Genomic DNA, 17,532 nt, shown 5'->3' with positions numbered 1-17,532 from the left:
GCGGCCCCCGCAATGCCAGCGGACTTCCCTCAGCCCTTCTTGACGGGCTTGGGCTGACCGTTCCCGATCGCGATCGGGATGTGTTTGCCGATCGGCTTCGGCTCACCGATCTTCATCGTGATCTCGAGGATCCCCTCGACATAGGTGGCCAGAATGGTGTCCTCCTTGGCGCCGGGCGGAAGGGCGATGGTGCGGTGGAAGGTGCCGTAGCGGAACTCGCTGCGGCCCGGCTCCTTGCTGTCCTCCTGACGGGTCACGACCAAGCGCAGATAGCCGTCCTCAGCGGTGACTTCGATGTCCTTCGCGGGGTCAACGCCGGGCAGTTCCGCGCGAACGACGTAACGGTCGTCCTTGTGGTACTCCTCGATCCGGATCACCGGCTCGACGAAGGGGAACCAGGACAGTTCGGCCAGGTCGGGGAAGGCCAGGCCGGAGCGCCTGCGGGTGATAAGCATGATGTTTCACCTCCTCTCGTGCTCTGGTTGGGGCAAAGCGGTCTCAGGCGCCGACACCGGTGGGGATGGTGATGTCGTCGTAGTTCCAGGTCACCTGGTCGACAACCTGGACCACGCCGGGAACCCGCCTGGTGACGTGGGCGGCGATCTGTGCGGTGGACTTGCGGTCGACCTCGCCGTGGAGGGTCACCACGCCGTTTTCGACGACGACCTGCACGGTCAGCGGGTCGATCCAGAGCAACTGGCGCAACACACCTTCGATGACCTCGTCGCGTACCTCGCCGTCGGGACGCAGGTACATCTTGAGCAGGTCGCGGCGTGAGACTATGCCGATGAGCCGGCCCATCTCGTCCAGCACGGGAAGGCGCTTGATGTGTGCTTCCTCCATCCGCTTGGCGGCGGTCACCAAGGAGATTCCGGGTTGGACGGTGACGGCGGGGGAGGTCATCAGGTCGCCTGCGGTGGTGGCGTTTGCCTTGGCCCGGTTGACTTTCTTGGTACCCCACTCGAAGAACCGAAAATCGGTGTCCTCGCCGATGAACTCGACCTTGTGCAGCAGATCTGCTTCGGAGACCACACCGACGACGCGGTTGAAGCCGTCGAGCACGGGCAAAGCGCTGACCTTGCGGTTGGCCAAGGTAGCAACCACCTCGGCGTAGGGGGTGTTTACCAGAACGGAGGCGACATCGGAGGTCATCACGTCCTGGACTGTCCATTGCTTCATTTCCTGCTCCTCTCTTCGCTTTTGACGCTAGGCTGCGTTGGCGCGCGCGGTCAGGGGCGCAAGGCCGCGCTGCACGGGACCAAAGACTCGGGTTCGGGCCGCCGTTGGGCCTTATGCTCAAAGGCATGAGCGACAGGCCCGAGTCCGCCGTGCTGGCGGAGGCTGCAGCGGCGGCCGGTTACGCCCCATCGGTGCACAACACCCAGCCCTGGCGGTGGCGGGTCAGCGAGCGTGGGCTGGACCTTTTCGCCGATCGCAGCCGCCAGCTGCAGGTCGCCGATACGCATGGGCGGCTGCTGGTGATGAGCTGCGGTGCGGCACTGCACCACCTGCGGGTCGCGCTCGCGGCGCAAGGCTGGGCAGCGCTGGTGCAACGGATGCCCGACCCCAACGATCCCGATCACCTCGCCCACGTGGATCTGGGGGAGCGGGTGGAGGTCACCGCCGAAGCGATGCGGCTGTTCCAGGCGATTCGCCTGCGCCACACCGATCGCCGGCCGGTCAGCGACACGCCTGTGGCGGCCGAGGCCCTCGACGCCGTGCGCGCCGCGATGACCGCCGAGGGGATCGATGTCCATGTGCTCACCGCCGACCAGGTCCTCGAGCTCGGCTCCGCGTCTGCCCGCGCCGATCAGATCGAGGTGACAGATCCGCAGCAGCTTGAAGAGCTGGCCTACTGGGTCGGCGGAGACCGCGCCAGCGGCGTCGGCGTGCCGGACACGGCACTGGTCGACAGCCCGCCGCAGACGGTGGTGCCCGGCCGTGACTTCGTGCGCCAAGGCACCCTGCGCACGGGAGAGGGTCATGACCGCGAGGCCGCCTACGCGGTCCTTTTCGGACAAAGCGATGAGCCGGCAGACTGGCTGCGTGCCGGTGAGGCAATGTCGGCCGGCTGGCTGATCGCCTCCGAGCTCGGACTGTCAGTGCTGCCGTTCAGCGCGGTCATCGAGGTCCTCGCCACCCGCGAGTTTCTGCGGCGCCTGCTTTCCGGGGTCGGCTCTCCATACCTGGTGCTTCGTCTCGGCTCGCCCGATCCGCTTCACTCGGGCCCGCCGCACACGCCCCGGCTGCCCGCCGAACAAATCATCGAAATGGCCGACTGAGAATAGCTGCTTGCTCCTAAGTAGACCTTACTGCTCGGTCCGTAGGGTCTAACGGCCCTGGGCTAAAGGACGTCGATGTCGGGAAGATGTTCCTGACAACGACGGCAGCGATGGGCGAGCGTGGTGACTATGAAAGCTTGGCAGCAGTGGCTGGGCCTGGCTGCCCGGGTAGGGCTGGGGGCTGCGTTCTTGGCCGCGGGTGCGATCAAGGTTACCGATCTTGCCGCGTCGGCGCGGGCGGTGAACGCCTACCAGCTGATGCCTTGGGAGATGGCCCAGTTCGTGGGGGTGGTCCAGCCGGTCCTGGAGATCGGCGTCGGCCTGCTGTTGCTCGCCGGGCTCGCCACTCGGCTCGCGGCGTCGCTTGCGGCATTGGCCATGGTCGCGTTCATCGCCGGGATCGCCTCGGCCTGGGCTCGTGGGCTTTCCATCGACTGCGGATGCTTCAGCCGTGGCGGCACGCTGCCGGTGGGCCAGAACCCGAACTACGCATGGGATATCGCCCGCGACGTCGCGCTGCTGGCCTTGGCGATCTACCTCGTCGTGTTTCCGGTAACCAAATACTCGCTGGATAGGAGAATGTCGTGAGCAAGCGGGGCAACCAGCGCATGGCCACGCGACTGATCAGGCAACAGAAGGCCAAGGAGGCCAGGCGTAATCGGAGTATCCGGGTCTCTGCCATCACGGCGGGCGTTCTGTTACTGGTGAGCGTCGGCGCCTATGCGGTCTATGCGAACACCAAAGACACCGCCCACAACGTTCCGCAGTCCACCAACGCGTCGGGCACGGGCATCGTGGCCGGAAGCGGCCCGATCAAAGTGGACGTGTATCAGGACTACCTGTGTCCGTCCTGCCGGGCTTTCCACTCCGCGGCGCAGGAAAGACTTCAGAAGATGGTGCAGGACAACCAGATCACGCTGGCCACCTTCCCGATCGCGATCCTGGACAGGTTGTCCACCAACCGTTATTCCACGCGCAGCGCGGCTGCGGCGGGGTGTGCTGCGGACGGCGGCAAATTCGCCCAGTTCTCCGATGCGCTTTACGCCAAGCAGCCGGCCGAAGGCGGCGCCGGCTACACCGACGCCGAGCTGGTCGCTATGGGCCGCAGCGCGGGGCTGGGCGACGCCTTCGCCTCTTGCGTGAATGACGGCACTTACGCTTCCTGGCCGAGCTTCGCTACCGATGAGTCGAGCCGCCGCGGTGTGACCGGTACCCCCACCATCTTCGTCAACAACCAGAAGGTCACCCCGGCGCAAGGGCAGACCATCACCGACGCCGTGTTCAACGCGATCGCCGCCCAGAGCTAGCGCTGCTCTACCTTGGTCAGATGTTCGGCGATCTGGGCAGCCCACGCCCGGATGGCTTGGAAGTCACGGAAGTCGCCATAGGGCGCGTGCAATGCGCGGGTGATCGCCCGCTCGGGGAACGTCATCTGCTCGGGGTCAAGTTTCCGCCGAAGATATGGTGCTCTACCGCGGCGGTGCACTCGATCATTTCGGCCACGTCGACGGCGGGCTCATCAGGCTTGGGTGGGTTTCCCACCGGTCCGCTGGAGAACAGCCACACCGGCTTGGCGAGCAGTTTCTTACTGTATTCCTGGACGAAATGCTTGGCGTGTTTCATCCAGTGCCCGGCGTAGACGGCGCTTCCGATGACAAACCCGTCATCCGCGTCGTCGATGTCGGCTTCGTCGGCCCGCGACAGCGTTACCCGAACACCGTGCTCACGCAGCACGCCGGCGATCGCATAGCTGATTTCGGCGGTGGAGCCATGTTTGGATTCCCACGTGACGAGGACTCTGGGGTGCGAATGCGTTGGTGCGTTCATGCTTCAAGTGCACTGCGCCGCGACCTGCGCATGTAGATGCACAAGACCGTCGTCGGACGGGTCCTTGGTCCCGTCTGCCGGGGAGCTTCTGCCCTGGGCCGGTACCTCGACCGGGGCGAGCATTGAAAGTAGTGGGTTAGCGTGACCCGCCTGGGCGCAAGGGAGCACGTGATGAAGGCCATCTATATTTCGGCTCGCGATACCGGCAGCCATGCCCGCTTGGCGCGCCAGCCCATCGTCAAAGTCATGACGCAGCCACCGGTGCTCATCTCCGATCGCGAATTGCTTGAGGACGCCCTGGTCAGAATGATCAATTCAGGCTTGCGCCATCTGGTGGTCGTCGATGCGACCGGGCGCTGTGTGGGGGTGCTGTCCGATCGCGCGATAGCGGCGGTGTGGGCCAGCGACTTCAACGCGCTCGCCGTTCGTACGATAGCCTCCGCGCTTGGGCCGGCGCCGGAAACGGTATGCGTTCTCGACGAGGTCATCGACGCCGCGAAACTGATGGGCGCCAACGGGATCGATGCTGTGGCGGTGACCGACACCGAGGGCAGGCCGGTGGGAATCGTCACCGGCGGCGATCTGGTGGCGCTGCTGGCCAAGTAAGCCGTAGTGTCAGCCCTGTTGATCGAGTTCGGCAGGTGGCTCACCTACGTTCATCGCGATCTCGAGGATTCCTTCGTGATAGCCCAGGGTGTACTTGTGCTGGGTGCCGGGAGGAAGCTTGAGTAGTCGTTGGAAGGTGCCATAGCGGAACTGGGTGCGGGCTCCACGGACGACATCGGGCAGGCGGACGACGACCAAGCGAAGATTGTCGTCGGTGATCGTGATGGCGATGTCTTTGCCGGGATCGATTCCAGGAAGCTCGGCGCGCACGAGGAAGCGGTCGCCATCGCGCTGCTCCTCGGTGCGGATTGCCGGTCCTGCCATGGGAAACCAGTTCAGTTCTGCCAAATCCTGCAGCAACATCGATGGTCACCTGCAATCTGCTAGCAGGGCGGGCACGGTGACGTCGTCGCGGCTCCACAGGATCTGGTCGACGACACGGATCACGCCGGGGACAGATTTGGTGAGGTTCACGGCGATCTCCGCGATCGATCTGCGGTCGACGTGCCCGTTGAGGATGACCACGCCGTCGACCACCTCGACCTCGATGGTGAGCGCGTCGATGTGCAGCGTGCGGCGCAACACGTCTTCGACGACCTCGTGGCGCAGCTCGTGGTCGGGGCGCAGGTACATCTTGAGCAGATCGGTGCGCGACACGATGCCGAGCAGGAGCCCGAACGCGTCGACGACCGGCATTCGCTTGACGTGTTTCTCCTCCAGCCGCCGGGCGGCCGCGATCACTGACACGCCGGGCTGGGTGGTGACGGCCGGGCTGGTCATCAGCTGCTCGGCGGTGTCAGCGTTTGCCTTGCTGCGGTTGACTTTTCTGGTACCCCACTCAAGGAACTGTGGCTCGGTGTCCTGGCCGAGAAATTCGACCTTGTGCAGCAGGTCGGCCTCGGAGACGATGCCCACGACGCGGCTGAACCGGTCGAGTACCGGCACGGCGCTGACTTTGTGCTTGGCCAGCGTGCTGACGATCTCTCCGTACGGCGTGTTCAGCCGCACCGAGACGACCTTCTTGCTCATGACGTCTTCGACTTTCCAGGGATTCATGTTTCCTCGCCTCATTGGGCGCGCAGCGCGCGCAGGGAAGGATCGAGTTCGGTGCCGACCGGGCACAGGCGCAGTTTGACATCGACAGCGGTAACGCTGTGCGGGAAGACCAGCAGCGGGTTGAGGTCCAGCTCGGCGACTTGCGGGAAGTCCTCGGCCAGCCGTCCCAGGCGCAGCAGGACGTCTTGCAACGCCTCGGTATCGACGGCGGGCGATCCGCGGTAGCCGGTGAGCAGTTTCGCGCCGCGCAGGCGTTTCCACATGGCCTCGGCGTCGCGGTCGGTGACCGGCAGCAGTTGCAGCGACCGGTCGGCGAGCAGATCGGTGTGGACTCCGCCGAGCCCGGTCATCAGCAGCGAACCGAACAGGGGATCGTGCACAACACCGGCGACCATTTCGACGCCGCCGCCGCGCATCGGCTGCACCACCACCGGCGGCTGAGGGTTCGCCAGCGCGATGCCGATCGCGCGATAGGCGTGCGCCACCGCTTCGGCGTCGGCCAAGCGCAGGTGGACGGCGCCCAGTTCGGTCTTGTGCACCAGGTTCGGGTCGGCGGCTTTCAACGCGACCGGGTAGCCGAGCCGTTCGGCGGCCGCGATGGCCTCGTCAGCGCTTTCCACGATTGCGCTGGGAAGAACCGTTACCCCATAACAGGAAAGCAGATCGGCGGCTACATTCCACGACTGCCAGCCTTCGCCACCGGCCAGCGCAGTGTCCACAATAGACTGTGCTCGGTCGTGTTCGATGTCAGGCAGTGTGGGGCGATTACCCAGCGGGTGCTCGCGCCAGGCCGCGTATCGCACGGCGTGCCCAAGCGCCCGCATCGCCTGCTCGGGCAGGGCGAACACGGGCGCCCGCCGTTTGCCCAGCTGGGTGGGCGGCGCGTCGGCACCGACGATGACGACGGCGAAGGCGAGGTCGGGGAACTCGTCGGCCGCTGCCGCGATCTCCAGCATCACCGTGCCGGGTTCGTTGGACCGGGTCGCCGCGAAGATGGCCACGATCATGTCGACCTGCCTGGACGCCGCCATCGCCCGGATCGCCTCGCCCATCGCCCGCGGGCTCGCTCCAGCACCCAGATCGTTGGGGTTGCCGCAGTGCTCCGGCAGGTCGGGAACGGTCAGCCCGGCCGCTTCGGCGGCGTCAGCGCCCAGCACGTTGAGCCCGCCGGCGTTGCCCACCAGCCCCACCCGGTTGCCGCCGGGCAGCGGCTGGTCGACCAGAACCCTTGCCGCGTCGAGCATCTCGCCAAGCGAGTCGGCGCGGACTACACCGGCCTGAGCAAACAGGGAGTCCACGGCGACGGCCGGGGCGGCGGCGGCAGCGGTGTGCGACGCACCCGCCCGCTGCCCGCCGGTCGAACGGCCGCCTTTGACGGCCAGCACCGGCTTGCGCCTGGCGACCGCGCGGGCGATCCGGGCGAACTTGCGTGGGTTGCCGAACGACTCAAGGTAAAGCGCGACCGCGCGCACTGCCGGGTCGTCGAACCAGTAGGAGAGCATGTCGTTGCCGCTTACATCGGCCTTGTTGCCCAGCGACACGAACGAGGCGATGCCCAGCCCGTGGCGCTTGGCGTGATCCAGAACAGCGATGCCGACGGCACCGGATTGCGCGGCCACGGCCAGCCCGCCAAAAGCATCTGGCAGATCGGCGGCGAACGTTGCCGCCAAACGGATCGCAGGATCGGCGTTGATGAGCCCGAGGCAGTTCGGGCCGAGCAAGCGCATCCCGCACCTGCGGGCGATGTCGAGGACCTCCCGCTGCGCTGCCCTGCCGTCGGCACCGGACTCGGTAAAGCCTGAGGTGACGATGACTGCCGCGCGCACCCCGACAACGCCCGCTTCACGAATGACTTCGGCCACAGCCGCGGCCGGGACGGCCACCACCAACAGGTCGACGGCCTCTGGCAGCTGCGCCACGGTGGGCACGGTCAGACAGCCGTCGATGGCATCGGCGTGCGGATTCACAGCGTAGACGCGGCCGGTGAAGCCGTGGCCCAGAATGTTGGCCAGCAGCTCCCGCCCCACCCCGCCCGGCTTACGGCCCACCCCGACCACCGCGACGCTGCGCGGGGCCAGCATAGGTCGCAGAGAATGCTCCTCGGCGCTGCGTTCCCGGGCGTCCATCGCCGCCAGAGCGGCGCTGTCGAAGGCGGTAGCGATACGAACCTTGGAAACGGTGCCGTCATACTCCACCGGCGCTCCCGGGCTGATACCCGCGGCTACGCGCAGCATGCTGCTGTTGACGGCCAGGACGTCTCCCACGAGCTCCTGCACGCCGTGCTGGCGTGCGTGCGCGGCCAGCTGCTCGACCAGCAGCGTACCGACACCGTGGCCCTGCCACTGGTCGCCGACCATGACCGCGAAGTCGGCCCGGAACCCCTCCTCCAGGCGCTCATACGAGGCGGCACCGATCACCTGGCCTTGATCTTCGGCCAGGATCGCGAAATGGTCGGTCCCGGGCGCCCTGGTGAGCCGGTCGACCTCCTCCTGCGCCGCGGCGCGGCCCAGGTAAAGGAAACGCTTGTAACGGCTGTCGTCGCTGCTGTTGTGGTAGAGGTCCAGCAGGCTGCCGGCGTCGTCGGCGGTCACTTCCCGCAACCGCATGATTCTGCCGTCTGCGCTCAGCATGTCGGTCATCTCGCATTACTCCTTAGATCAGAACGCGCTCGGCGTGCTGAGGAACGACGGCGCACCAGCCAAGCTCGGCGTGGATGCGGTGGGACAGGGCGTTGGCGGCTTCCAGCTCGCCGTGTACGACGTAGCAGGTCTGCGGAGCCTGCGGCGCTGATTTGAGCCAGGAGATGAGGTCGTCGCGATGATGCTCGGCCGGTGCGGTTGGTTGAGCCGTTTCGATTCTTCTTTGCCGGGTACCAGATGCAGCTCGCCCGCCAGCGCGCTGCGGATCGGCTCGGCAATGTCGTCAGCCCGGCGCGGCCCGTGCACCTGATCGCCGTAGGTCGACTCGACCACCACCACGTCGGCCTCGGGCAGCGGGTCGGGCGGGTTGAGCAGCGGATGACTGTCCCGGCCCAGATCGCCGGAGAACACCACCGTTCGCCCGGCGGCCTGAGCCTCCACAGTGGACGATCCAAGAATGTGCCCGGCGCGATGCAACCGTACCGACAACCTCGGTGCGATCTGCTTCAAGGCGCCGTGGTCAAGCTCGCGGAAAAGGGAAATCGCCCGCTCGGCATCGGTGGTGTCGAACAGGGGCAGCGGGGGACGGCGCTTGCTGTAGCCACGCAACGCGGCGTACTCGGCCTCCTCCTCCTGCAGATGCGCGGCATCTCGCAACACGATCGCGGCCACCTTGGCCGTCCACGGCGAGCAGTGGACAGGCCCATTGAACCCGCGCCGCACCAGCCGGGGCAGCCACCCGCAGTGGTCCAGGTGGGCGTGGCTGAGCACGACGGCGTCGATGTCATGACCCGCCACCGGAAACGTCGCCCAGTTCCGGCGCCGCAACTCGCGGCTGCCCTGATACATGCCACAGTCGATCAGCACCCTGCCGGCATGACCCTGGATCAGAAATGTGCTGCCCGTGACCGTCTGGGCGGCACCGAGAAACCGAAGGCTCGTTGGCTCCTGCATACCCCAAGTGCACCCGGTAGGGGCCTGCGCAGGTCAGATCCGCTGGACCCGAACCGGCCAGGACTAAAGGCCTGCAAACCTCGGGTTGCGGCCCGAGGTTGGGAGTCGGACAGGCGTGCGCCGACGTGCCTCAAACCGCTGGCAGCGCGAAAGTTTCTACAGCTCGCGGCGGGCGCTCAGCGCGATGGCTCCGGCAACCGCGGCACCGCATCCCGCCAAGGCGACGGCAGTGGCGGGCAGGTAGCTTCCTGGGCTGTGGCCGCTGACGAGGCCGACTATCGCGGCCGACAGGTTGGTGGGTAGCCACCGGCCCAACCCGCCGAGGTTGCCCAGCAGCGCCATCGTGAGCAGAACGCCCAGAGTGAGCCCAACGGTCCCCGCTGTGCTTTTGACGATGGAGGCCATCAACGCCGTTACGGCGACAACGAAAGCCATGAAAAGTGCTCCGAACGCTGCTCCTGCCGCCATGCGCCAGGGTGGCAGCGGACCTAGGAGCACTGCGGTTTCGTACCAGGCCGTCAATGTGCCGATCGTCAGAGCAGCGACGGCCGCGGCGGTGTTCAGCAGATAGGCCGGGAGGATGACTTCGCGAACGGTGTTGACCCGTGTTCGCAGGAATACCGCCATCTCCCGTCTGGCGTCGAAGGCCATCGCGGAGCCGGCGACCAACACGACGGCCAGCAGCCCGATCTGGGAGGCGTTGCTGACGAACTGGGCGATGCCGTCGGCCGGTTGCGGCGCGGGGAACTCCACCTTCATGCCTTCAGTGCCAAGCCGATCCAGGATCTGGCTCAGATAGCGCGCGGTGAGCGGACCGGTGAAACCGAAGAACAGGTACACGCCGACCAGTATCAGAAGGCGATGGGTGCGCGTCAGGCGCAGCCATTCCAGGCGCCATAGGGTCATGAGGTCAGCTCCAGGAAGACGTCTTCCAGATCGGCGGCCTCCGGCGCCATGCTGATCACGTGTGCCCCGCAGCCGGCCAGCACGGCTGGCAAGCTTGCCTCCGCCTCGGCCAGCGAGCGCACGTTCAGATGAAGCCGGTTCGCAGTCAGCGGATCGACGCCGATGACCCAATCCTGGCTGCGTAACGCTTCCGTGGCCGACTCGGCACCGGAACGCAGGTGGATCCGGTAGGCCGGCACTGCGCGGCCGACCAGCAGGCTGTCCAACCGTCCCTCAAACAGCAGCCGGCCATCGCGCAGAATGCCCACGGAGTCGCAGACCTCCTGAACATCGGCGAGGATGTGGCTGGACATGATTACCGTGGCATGGCCGCGCAGACGGGCAATCAGGTCAAGCACCTCGCGGCGCCCGGCCGGGTCCAGAGCCGAGGCCGGCTCGTCAAGCAGCAACAGGCTCGGCTCACCGACGAGAGTGCAGGCGATTCCCAGACGCTGCAGCATTCCGCGCGAGTACCCGCCGACGCGTCGCTGAGCGGCATCTGCCAATCCGGCGTCGCGCAGGGTCTGCTCCACTCGCTCCTCGGTGTCGCCGGGCGCGGCGAGGCGAGCGGCCAGGGCGACCACCTCCCGGCCGGTCAGCCACGGATCAAACTGAGGGGTGTCGGGTAGCACAGCCATTCGATGGCGCGCCACGCCGAGGAGGATCTCCCCGCTCGTGGGACGCCGAAGCCCGGCAAGAATCGCCAGCAATGTGGTCTTGCCTGCGCCATTGGGCCCCACCAATCCGTAGACGCAGCGGTCGGGCACGTTGATGTCCACAGCGGATAGAGCCGTGTGACCGCCGTATAACTTCGTCAGGTCGCGGGTCTGCACGATCATTGTGGTTGCCTGCCGATCAGGAGATAGACGATCCCGCCCACCGGGATGGACACCACGCAGATGACGGCCCACACCCACTTCGGCAGGTACCTCACCTGGCTGCGAGTCAGATCGAACAAGCAATATGCCACGAACGCCAAAGCGGCAACGACCAAGGGAGCCAGAGCCGCAATGGGCACTTGACCCAGATCTGTCACGTTGACACCTCCGATCAACAGCTAGTTCACCACTCAGTGCGCCTGTTCCGCTAGCGATGCGGTGGGGTTCGCGGCGGCATCAGGGTGTGCGTTTCACCGCGTCGCGCACGTGCTGCTCGACCTTGGCCATGGTTGTCGACACCGCGTCGGCGAGCAGTTGCCCAACCTCACGCACGTCGGCTCGGACAGCCTCGTCCTTGACCGCGTTTCCAGCGGCTTCGACATTTTGCCGCAACTTTTCCAGCGCTTCGGTCATCGTGCCGTCGCGCGTCTGTTCCATATGCAGCTTGAGTTTCAGCCCGAGGCCTTCGAGCCGATCAGACACCTGATCCCACGCTGATCCCTCACTCCGATCTGGACGATGGATTTGCCGCGTAGGGGTCAAGAGTGATGACGACCAAGGGATCATTCTCAACGGGCAGGTCGGGAAATTTGGCTGTGTATATGCCGGCGGCCCGCGCTCGCCCCGGTGCGCCCGGGCCGACAGCGTGGCCGCTGCCGGTGCGCGAGACGCCGTGCAGCCACACCGAGACCGGATGGATCTGGGCGAAATTGCGCCACCACAGCTTCGTCCCGGGAGCGCCCACCAGGATCACGATCGTGTCGCCTTGCTGGGCGTACATGACTGGCAGGGTGATGGGTTTGCCGCTGCGGATGCCCGCGAAGTGCAGCTCGCACACCTGGCGGTCGGCCATGGTGCGCAGCAAAGGAACGTGCAGGATCCAGCGGGTGAGAGCGTTCCATGCCTTCAAATGTGGCTTTGCCGGGTTTTGGTTGCGGTGACTGATCGAGGTGTCCACGCTGTCGCCCCCTGTCGGCTGGCGGGTTGTTACCCACCCACCATGGCCTGGCCGCACACTCCCTCAACAGGGCCGAAAGCCCTGCTCCTCGCTGACCATGGCCCGGGCAGCACGTTCGTATCAGCCCGGGCGGCGTCCCCATGCCGAGATCAGCGGTGCGAGCGTGAGGTCGAGCTCGCCGGCGTCGACGGCGGCCAGGTGCGCGTCGATCTCGGCGTCGTCGGTCAGCCCTGCGGCGAGCAACTCGGCGCGGAGCATGCGCACCGTCGCGGTCTCCAGCCGGTTGCAGGCCGTCGCGCCGACCGGGAAGCAGCCGGTCGCCGTGACATCGACCAGGCCTGCCGCACGCAACGCCCGCGGCAGCGTGCGGCCGTAGCGCAGATCGGCGCCGCGGCGGGTCATCAGCTCCCGGACGGCGCGCCGCAGCTGGTTGGCGCGTTGCTGCGGCTCGCCGACCTCGTCGAGGCAGGCCAGCGGCTGCAGCTCGGTGTCGGCATCTTCTATCAGTAGCCAGCCGCCGGGCCGCAGCGCCGCCACCATCGTGGCCAGCGCCTGGGCGCGGTCGGGCACGTGAACGAGCACGAGCCGCGCGTGTACCAGGTCGAACGTGCCTGGCTGCGGCGGCGGGTCCGCGACGATGTCGTGGCGGAGCACCTCGTACCCGGCATGCGGATCCAACCAGGCCGGATTGATGTCGGTGGCCAGCACGTAACCGGTAGGCCCGGCGGCTGTGGCGAGCGCCTCGGGAATGCTGGGGCCTCCGGCGCCAACCTCCCAGCAGCGCCAGCCCGCCCTCAACCCGAGCCGGTCGAAATGCCCACGCGTGACACCATCGAACAACTCGGCCAGCCAGGTGAACCGCTCGCCCGCCTCGACCCTGGCGTTGTCGAGCAGGTACCGATGGTCCGGGGAAGGCCCGGCGGCGGGCTGCGAGGAACTCATGCCCACATTCTCACGCCCTACGTCTGCTGTGTCAGTGCGATACGGCATGAAACCAGACACAGGACGACGCTGGGCCGGATCCCTGTCGGATCCGGCCCAGCGGATGGCGGTCATGCGGCGACGGGTGTCGGGCGGACCTGGGGTTCGACGGCGGCGAAGGGGACCGTCTTGGGGGTGAGGAAGGCGTGCACGAAGCCGGCGAGGGCCATCAGGAACATCAGCGCGGCGGCGAGGTAGGCGACGGTGGCGGCTTGGCCGGCCTTGGTGCCGAACTCGCTGAAGCCGTAGGTGGTCAGCAGCAGGCCGCGCAGGGTCTCTCCTTTGAAGACGGTTTCCCGCTGGGCGGTGACGTCGGCGAGCTGTTTCTGAAGGTCGGTGACCTTGGCGGTCTCGCCGGCCTTCTGGGCGGCCGCGATCTGGGTGCGCAGTTCAGCTTGCGGCACGCCGAGGTCTGCGTAGGTCTTGCCGCCGGCGGTCGACTTGAGGTGAAGGCCGATGAAGTTGTTGGCGTAGCACTCGGCCTGCTTGCCGGTGGTCAGTGCCTGACCGGCGTATTCGACGAGGCACGGGGCCTGCTTTTCCTCTTCGGTCAAGGTGTCGGCGGTCTTGAAGGTGATGTGTTGCTGGGCCAGCTGGTCGGCCACATAGGTGGTGGCGAAGCTTGCGTTGGCCGACAACACGATGCCGGCGGCGAGCAGCAGAGCCGCGATGGCGACGCCGCCGATGCTGAACAGGATGTCCAATGTCCTGCGCTTCATGATGCTTCTCCTCTTAGGATGACTGCGCCGTTTTGGTTGACATCAGCATGCGGCCGCGGCAAGGGGTGGCGTCAGGTGTACAAGTCCTGTCTCGGCAGGACTTAGGAGCACACTCGGCATAGGACCTTTGACCCTTGCCCGCCCGTCCTGCGGTGACTGCGGCATCGGGTGTGGCGTGTGCGGTCCACATCGCGGTCAGCTCGCCCCATCGCGACACGCTGCCGCTGACCGCCGGAGAGCGCTTTCGGTTTGCGTTCCAGCAGCGGCTCCAGCGCCAGCACATGGGCGGCCTCATTGACTTCTCGTGCGGCGTCGGTTTTGGGATGGTGCTGCACGCGCAGGCTGAATCCGAGATTCTCCTCCACCGTCATGTGGGGGTAGAGAGCATAGTTCTGGAACACCATCGCGATGTCACGTAGTTGGGGGGCCAGGTCGTTGACTGTCACTCCAGCTATGGCGACAGTGCCCTTCGTGGGTTCTTCCAGACCGGCGACGATGCGCAGCAACGTCGACTTGCCGCATCCTGAAGGCCCCACCAGCACGATGAATTCGCCATCGTTGACGGTCAGGTCGACATCGTCGAGACCGATGGTGCCGCCGGGAAAGACTTTGCTTAGCCCGCTGAGTTCTACTTTGGCCATACTGCCAGCGTCGCGCCGGCGTCCCGGTGGCGGATAGGGTCGCAATGCTCGCCTGGCAAGGACCTGCGGCCGTTACGGGTGATCCTTCAGCTTGACCGCGAGAATGGCTGCCTGAGTGCGTCTCTCCAGCCCGAGTTTGCTTAGCAGGCTTGAAACGTAGTTCTTCACCGTCTTCTCGGCGAGGAACATCTGCGCGGCGATCTGGCGGTTGGTCAGCCCGTCGGCCACGTAGCCAAGGATCTTGCGCTCCTGTTCGGTAAGGTTCTTGAGCTGATCCGGCATGTGCTGCGGATTGCGGATGCGTTCCAGCACCCGCTGCGTGACAGCAGGATCGAGCAGCGAACTGCCGGCGGCTACCTGCCGCACCCCGTTGACCAGATCGCTTCCCCGGATCTGCTTGAGCACGTAGCCCGCAGCACCGGCCATGATCGCGGCGAACAAAGCCTCGTCGTCTTCAAAAGAGGTGAGGATCAGCCCTTGGATCGTGGGATCGACCGAGCGGATCTCCCGGCACACGTCTATTCCGCTGCCATCGGGCAGCCGGGCATCGAGCACCGCTACCTGCGGGCGAAGCGCCGGGATCCGGGCGATGGCCTCCTGCGCCGACCCGGACTCGCCCACGACCTCGATGTCGCCTTCGCTCTCAAGGAGCTCGCGCAGGCCGCGGCGGACCACCTCGTGGTCGTCAAGCAGGAAAACACGGATCACCTTTGTAGTCTGCCCCACCTGGCAGAGCGGGCACAGGGACCTAAGGCCCGTCATGGGCGGGCCGGGCGGCACGTGGCCTCGCGACATCTGGCACTGACGTGGCTGCCTGCGCTGAGCGCATGGTGAGGGCATGCCAGCCGATGACAAGACCAGAGAGCAGGCGCTGCGGGCGGCCGCGGGTGCCGCCGGCGCCGCGCCGTCAATATTCAACACCCAGCCCTGGAGCTGGCAGATCGGCCGAAGCCTGAAGCTGTGGGCTGATCATGAGCGCCAGCTGATGGTCGCCGACCCCGATGGGCGGCTGCTGACGATCAGCTGCGGGGTCGCACTTCACCACGCCCGCATCGCGCTTGCCGCTTCTGGTTATGAGGTGGTGGTACGGCGCCTGCCCGACCCGGCCGACCCCGACCTGCTCGCCATCATCGAACTGGCCGGCGCGCGCCAGCCAACCTTGCGGGACCTTTTGCTTCACGACGCCATCGCGCGCCGGCGCACCGACCGTCGCGCCTTCGGATCCGAGCCCGTGGCCGAAAGCCTCGCCTACGGCCTGGTGGACGCCGCCGAATCCGAGGGAGCCCATCTGCACCTCGTGCGCCGTGACGAGGTCGCCCAGCTGGCGATGGCGGCCGCGCAGGCGGGCGCCTGTCAGCTCGCCGATCCGGAGTACCGCAGGGAACTGATGCGGTGGACCCATCGACCGCCGTGGAGCCGTGATGGCGTCCCGACCACGACCGCCGTGCAGACCTCGCCTCGCGCGGTCCCGGTACGCGACTTCGCCCCTTTCGGCGGGCCGGCGATGGAACCCGGCCCGCAGACAGATCACGGCGCGCTCTATGCGGTGATCTTCACCGATCAGGACACGCCTGCGGACTGGCTTCGCTGCGGTGAAGCTCTCTCCGCAGCGCTGCTGACCGCCACCGCCGAAGGCTTAGGCACCGCACCGATGAGCGATGTCACCGAGCTGACCGTCACTCGCGAAAGACTGCGCCACCTTCTGGCCGGAATCGGTGTGCCGCAACTGGCTGTGCGAGTCGGACATGCCCCGGCAGGCGACCCGCCCAGCACCCCCCGTCGCCCATTGCAGGAAGTGGTCTACCAGTAAGAAAGATGACCGGGCTAGTGCGTCGACTGCGCTGGCTGCGCTAGCCCACGAGATGGGGCCGGGCTCTGGACGGTCCGGCCCCATCCCATCAAACCATTGGAGAGTGTCATGAAGGCCCTTGTGTACCAAGGAGAAGGCAACAAAGAATGGACCGAGGTCGCTGACCCGGTGCTGCGCGACAGCACCGACGCCATCATCCGGGTCGACGCGGTCACCATCTGCGGCACAGATCTGCACATCCTCAAGGGCGACGTGCCCACCGTGACGCCGGGCCGGATTCTGGGCCACGAAGCGGTCGGCACCGTGGTCGAGGTCGGTTCGGCCGTGGACGGATTCCGTCCCGGCGATCGGGTTCTTGCCTCATGCATTTCAGCATGCGGCCATTGCGAATACTGCCGCAAAGGAAGCTACGGCCAGTGCCGTGGCGGCGGCGGATGGATCCTGGGTCACCTCATCGACGGCGTGCAAGCCGAATTCGCCCGGATCCCGTTCGCCGACATGTCTTTGCACAAGCTTCCGGCAACGGTCAGCGATGAACAAGCTGTGCTGCTCGCCGACATCCTGCCCACCTCCTACGAGGTCGGCGTCCGCAACGGGCAGGTGCAACCCGGGGACGTGGTCGTGATCGTGGGCGCCGGGCCGATCGGTCTGGCCGCCGTCCTCACCGCCCGCCTGTATTCGCCATTGCACATCATCGCGGTCGACAAAGCCGAAAGCCGCCGCGAGGCTGCAAAGCAGATCGGTGCCGACATCACCGCCACACCCGAAGACGTGGCGGAGATCCTGAACGCGGTCACCGGTGGCGTGGGTGCAGATGTCGTCATGGAAGCGGTCGGCGTTCCGGAAACTTTCGAGCTGTGCACCAAGCTGGTTCGCCCCGGCGGCCACGTCGCCAACATCGGAGTGCACGGCAAACCGGCCACGCTGCATCTGGAAGACCTGTGGATCCGCAACATCACCATCACCACCGGGCTGGTGGACACCTTCAGCACGCCGACCCTGCTGCGAATGGTCGCTGCGGGCCAGCTCGGCTCGGCGCAGATGGTGACGCACCGATTCGCGTTGGAAAACATCCTCGAGGCTTACGACGTGTTTTCCCGCCCGGCGCAGACCGGCGCGCTCAAAGTCGTGCTGTCCCGATAGGTGCGTCGAAGTTTCAGCACAGCTAACGCATACTCGCGTGTTTGACTGGTCCCGTCCTCACCGGACGGGCACCGGTCGTCGAGGTCTGAAAAC

Annotated in this window: 23 protein-coding genes and 1 pseudogene; 6 read left to right on the top strand and 18 right to left on the bottom strand. The window is 66.4% G+C overall.

Going from position 1 to position 17,532, the window contains the following annotated elements; all coding sequences use genetic code 11:
* Positions 1-29 precede the first annotated feature (29 nt).
* Positions 30-455 carry an Hsp20/alpha crystallin family protein gene (locus tag Rhe02_RS29460; protein ID WP_203911654.1) on the bottom strand — a complete coding sequence of 142 codons (426 nt, stop codon included), beginning with the start codon at positions 453-455 and terminating at the stop codon, positions 30-32.
* Between the two features lie 43 nt (positions 456-498).
* Complete coding sequence (locus tag Rhe02_RS29455) at positions 499-1,179, bottom strand: CBS domain-containing protein (RefSeq protein ID WP_203911653.1); 681 nt, start codon at positions 1,177-1,179, stop codon at positions 499-501.
* 125 nt (positions 1,180-1,304) lie between these two features.
* Between Rhe02_RS29455 and Rhe02_RS29450 the strand changes: the two genes are divergently transcribed.
* From Rhe02_RS29450 to Rhe02_RS29440, 3 genes are all read left to right on the top strand, one after another.
* Positions 1,305-2,282, top strand: a complete 978-nt coding sequence (locus Rhe02_RS29450) for an Acg family FMN-binding oxidoreductase (RefSeq protein ID WP_203911652.1) — start codon at positions 1,305-1,307, stop codon at positions 2,280-2,282.
* 129 nt (positions 2,283-2,411) lie between these two features.
* Positions 2,412-2,870 (top strand): MauE/DoxX family redox-associated membrane protein, encoded by a 459-nt coding sequence (locus Rhe02_RS29445; RefSeq protein ID WP_203911651.1) that lies wholly within the window; start codon positions 2,412-2,414, stop codon positions 2,868-2,870.
* The gene (locus Rhe02_RS29440) at positions 2,867-3,589 is read left to right on the top strand and encodes a DsbA family protein (protein ID WP_203911650.1); all 723 of its coding nucleotides are present in this window, start codon (positions 2,867-2,869) and stop codon (positions 3,587-3,589) included. Before Rhe02_RS29445 ends, Rhe02_RS29440 begins: the two co-directional genes overlap by 4 nt.
* On the opposite strand, the gene Rhe02_RS50610 is transcribed toward Rhe02_RS29440, so the two are convergent.
* Together Rhe02_RS50610 and Rhe02_RS29435 are read right to left on the bottom strand one after the other, a co-directional pair.
* Positions 3,586-3,714 (bottom strand): hypothetical protein, encoded by a 129-nt coding sequence (locus tag Rhe02_RS50610; protein ID WP_275412652.1) that lies wholly within the window; start codon positions 3,712-3,714, stop codon positions 3,586-3,588. The two genes, Rhe02_RS29440 and Rhe02_RS50610, sit on opposite strands and share 4 nt — an antisense overlap.
* Positions 3,711-4,109, bottom strand: coding sequence for a flavodoxin domain-containing protein (locus Rhe02_RS29435; protein ID WP_203911649.1), 399 nt, complete (start codon positions 4,107-4,109; stop codon positions 3,711-3,713). The genes Rhe02_RS50610 and Rhe02_RS29435 overlap by 4 nt, the downstream gene beginning before the upstream one ends.
* A gap of 171 nt (positions 4,110-4,280) precedes the next feature.
* On the opposite strand from Rhe02_RS29435, the gene Rhe02_RS29430 reads away from it, so the two are divergent.
* Entirely contained in the window at positions 4,281-4,715 is a 435-nt protein-coding gene (locus tag Rhe02_RS29430; RefSeq protein ID WP_203911648.1) for a CBS domain-containing protein, read from the top strand.
* A 9-nt stretch (positions 4,716-4,724) separates the two neighbouring features.
* On the opposite strand, the gene Rhe02_RS29425 is transcribed toward Rhe02_RS29430, so the two are convergent.
* The 14 genes and pseudogenes from Rhe02_RS29425 to Rhe02_RS29365 all read right to left on the bottom strand — a co-directional run bounded on the left by Rhe02_RS29425 (position 4,725) and on the right by Rhe02_RS29365 (position 15,194).
* On the bottom strand, positions 4,725-5,078 hold the full coding sequence (locus Rhe02_RS29425; RefSeq protein WP_203911647.1) for an Hsp20/alpha crystallin family protein: 354 nt from the start codon (positions 5,076-5,078) through the stop codon (positions 4,725-4,727).
* 6 nt (positions 5,079-5,084) lie between these two features.
* Positions 5,085-5,771: a CBS domain-containing protein gene (locus Rhe02_RS29420; protein ID WP_203911646.1), complete on the bottom strand. Its 687-nt coding sequence runs from the start codon at positions 5,769-5,771 to the stop codon at positions 5,085-5,087.
* An 11-nt stretch (positions 5,772-5,782) separates the two neighbouring features.
* Entirely contained in the window at positions 5,783-8,410 is a 2,628-nt protein-coding gene (locus tag Rhe02_RS29415; protein WP_203911645.1) for a bifunctional acetate--CoA ligase family protein/GNAT family N-acetyltransferase, read from the bottom strand.
* Positions 8,411-8,423: 13 nt separating this feature from the next.
* Positions 8,424-8,576: an MBL fold metallo-hydrolase RNA specificity domain-containing protein gene (locus Rhe02_RS50080; protein ID WP_239124126.1), complete on the bottom strand. Its 153-nt coding sequence runs from the start codon at positions 8,574-8,576 to the stop codon at positions 8,424-8,426.
* Between the two features lie 212 nt (positions 8,577-8,788).
* Positions 8,789-9,259 (bottom strand): annotated as a pseudogene (locus Rhe02_RS50075) (MBL fold metallo-hydrolase); the annotation flags it as partial.
* A 261-nt stretch (positions 9,260-9,520) separates the two neighbouring features.
* Positions 9,521-10,270: a hypothetical protein gene (locus Rhe02_RS29405; RefSeq protein WP_203911644.1), complete on the bottom strand. Its 750-nt coding sequence runs from the start codon at positions 10,268-10,270 to the stop codon at positions 9,521-9,523.
* On the bottom strand, positions 10,267-11,148 hold the full coding sequence (locus tag Rhe02_RS29400; protein ID WP_203911643.1) for an ABC transporter ATP-binding protein: 882 nt from the start codon (positions 11,146-11,148) through the stop codon (positions 10,267-10,269). The genes Rhe02_RS29405 and Rhe02_RS29400 overlap by 4 nt, the downstream gene beginning before the upstream one ends.
* Positions 11,145-11,345 carry a PLDc N-terminal domain-containing protein gene (locus tag Rhe02_RS29395; protein ID WP_203911642.1) on the bottom strand — a complete coding sequence of 67 codons (201 nt, stop codon included), beginning with the start codon at positions 11,343-11,345 and terminating at the stop codon, positions 11,145-11,147. Before Rhe02_RS29395 ends, Rhe02_RS29400 begins: the two co-directional genes overlap by 4 nt.
* A 79-nt stretch (positions 11,346-11,424) precedes the next feature.
* Entirely contained in the window at positions 11,425-11,670 is a 246-nt protein-coding gene (locus Rhe02_RS29390) for a hypothetical protein (protein ID WP_203911641.1), read from the bottom strand.
* Positions 11,671-11,689: 19 nt separating this feature from the next.
* Positions 11,690-12,145 carry a PNPOx family protein gene (locus tag Rhe02_RS29385; protein WP_203911640.1) on the bottom strand — a complete coding sequence of 152 codons (456 nt, stop codon included), beginning with the start codon at positions 12,143-12,145 and terminating at the stop codon, positions 11,690-11,692.
* Positions 12,146-12,265: 120 nt separating this feature from the next.
* Positions 12,266-13,087 carry a methyltransferase domain-containing protein gene (locus tag Rhe02_RS29380; protein ID WP_239124123.1) on the bottom strand — a complete coding sequence of 274 codons (822 nt, stop codon included), beginning with the start codon at positions 13,085-13,087 and terminating at the stop codon, positions 12,266-12,268.
* Between the two features lie 110 nt (positions 13,088-13,197).
* The gene (locus Rhe02_RS29375) at positions 13,198-13,845 is read right to left on the bottom strand and encodes a hypothetical protein (protein ID WP_203911638.1); all 648 of its coding nucleotides are present in this window, start codon (positions 13,843-13,845) and stop codon (positions 13,198-13,200) included.
* 101 nt (positions 13,846-13,946) lie between these two features.
* Positions 13,947-14,486: an ABC transporter ATP-binding protein gene (locus Rhe02_RS29370; protein ID WP_203911637.1), complete on the bottom strand. Its 540-nt coding sequence runs from the start codon at positions 14,484-14,486 to the stop codon at positions 13,947-13,949.
* A 72-nt stretch (positions 14,487-14,558) separates the two neighbouring features.
* Positions 14,559-15,194 carry a response regulator gene (locus tag Rhe02_RS29365; protein ID WP_203911636.1) on the bottom strand — a complete coding sequence of 212 codons (636 nt, stop codon included), beginning with the start codon at positions 15,192-15,194 and terminating at the stop codon, positions 14,559-14,561.
* A 130-nt stretch (positions 15,195-15,324) separates the two neighbouring features.
* Between Rhe02_RS29365 and Rhe02_RS29360 the strand changes: the two genes are divergently transcribed.
* Both Rhe02_RS29360 and Rhe02_RS29355 read left to right on the top strand, forming a co-directional pair.
* A complete protein-coding gene (locus Rhe02_RS29360; protein ID WP_239124122.1) occupies positions 15,325-16,296 on the top strand; it encodes an Acg family FMN-binding oxidoreductase in 972 nt (323 codons plus the stop codon).
* 108 nt (positions 16,297-16,404) lie between these two features.
* Positions 16,405-17,439 carry a zinc-dependent alcohol dehydrogenase family protein gene (locus Rhe02_RS29355; RefSeq protein WP_203911635.1) on the top strand — a complete coding sequence of 345 codons (1,035 nt, stop codon included), beginning with the start codon at positions 16,405-16,407 and terminating at the stop codon, positions 17,437-17,439.
* Positions 17,440-17,532: the final 93 nt, after the last annotated feature.

Origin of the sequence: Rhizocola hellebori, assembly GCF_016862955.1 — a bacterium.
Lineage (GTDB): Bacteria > Actinomycetota > Actinomycetes > Mycobacteriales > Micromonosporaceae > Rhizocola > Rhizocola hellebori.
This window is presented reverse-complemented; position numbering and strand designations above follow the sequence as displayed.

Excerpts from the sequence above, each read along its gene's own strand:
- Rhe02_RS29460 (WP_203911654.1), bottom strand. The coding sequence starts at position 455 with ATGCTTATCACCCGCAGGCGCTCCGGCCTGGCCTTCCCCGACCTGGCC.
- Rhe02_RS29425 (WP_203911647.1), bottom strand. The coding sequence starts at position 5,078 with ATGTTGCTGCAGGATTTGGCAGAACTGAACTGGTTTCCCATGGCAGGA.
- Rhe02_RS29435 (WP_203911649.1), bottom strand. The coding sequence starts at position 4,109 with ATGAACGCACCAACGCATTCGCACCCCAGAGTCCTCGTCACGTGGGAA.
- Rhe02_RS29450 (WP_203911652.1), top strand. The coding sequence starts at position 1,305 with ATGAGCGACAGGCCCGAGTCCGCCGTGCTGGCGGAGGCTGCAGCGGCG.
- Rhe02_RS29375 (WP_203911638.1), bottom strand. The coding sequence starts at position 13,845 with ATGAAGCGCAGGACATTGGACATCCTGTTCAGCATCGGCGGCGTCGCC.
- Rhe02_RS29370 (WP_203911637.1), bottom strand. The coding sequence starts at position 14,486 with ATGGCCAAAGTAGAACTCAGCGGGCTAAGCAAAGTCTTTCCCGGCGGC.
- Rhe02_RS29355 (WP_203911635.1), top strand. The coding sequence starts at position 16,405 with ATGAAGGCCCTTGTGTACCAAGGAGAAGGCAACAAAGAATGGACCGAG.
- Rhe02_RS29380 (WP_239124123.1), bottom strand. The coding sequence starts at position 13,087 with ATGAGTTCCTCGCAGCCCGCCGCCGGGCCTTCCCCGGACCATCGGTAC.
- Rhe02_RS29455 (WP_203911653.1), bottom strand. The coding sequence starts at position 1,179 with ATGAAGCAATGGACAGTCCAGGACGTGATGACCTCCGATGTCGCCTCC.
- Rhe02_RS29400 (WP_203911643.1), bottom strand. The coding sequence starts at position 11,148 with ATGATCGTGCAGACCCGCGACCTGACGAAGTTATACGGCGGTCACACG.
- Rhe02_RS29430 (WP_203911648.1), top strand. The coding sequence starts at position 4,281 with ATGAAGGCCATCTATATTTCGGCTCGCGATACCGGCAGCCATGCCCGC.
- Rhe02_RS50610 (WP_275412652.1), bottom strand. The coding sequence starts at position 3,714 with ATGACGTTCCCCGAGCGGGCGATCACCCGCGCATTGCACGCGCCCTAT.
- Rhe02_RS29360 (WP_239124122.1), top strand. The coding sequence starts at position 15,325 with ATGCCAGCCGATGACAAGACCAGAGAGCAGGCGCTGCGGGCGGCCGCG.
- Rhe02_RS29405 (WP_203911644.1), bottom strand. The coding sequence starts at position 10,270 with ATGACCCTATGGCGCCTGGAATGGCTGCGCCTGACGCGCACCCATCGC.
- Rhe02_RS29415 (WP_203911645.1), bottom strand. The coding sequence starts at position 8,410 with ATGACCGACATGCTGAGCGCAGACGGCAGAATCATGCGGTTGCGGGAA.
- Rhe02_RS29420 (WP_203911646.1), bottom strand. The coding sequence starts at position 5,771 with ATGAATCCCTGGAAAGTCGAAGACGTCATGAGCAAGAAGGTCGTCTCG.
- Rhe02_RS29445 (WP_203911651.1), top strand. The coding sequence starts at position 2,412 with ATGAAAGCTTGGCAGCAGTGGCTGGGCCTGGCTGCCCGGGTAGGGCTG.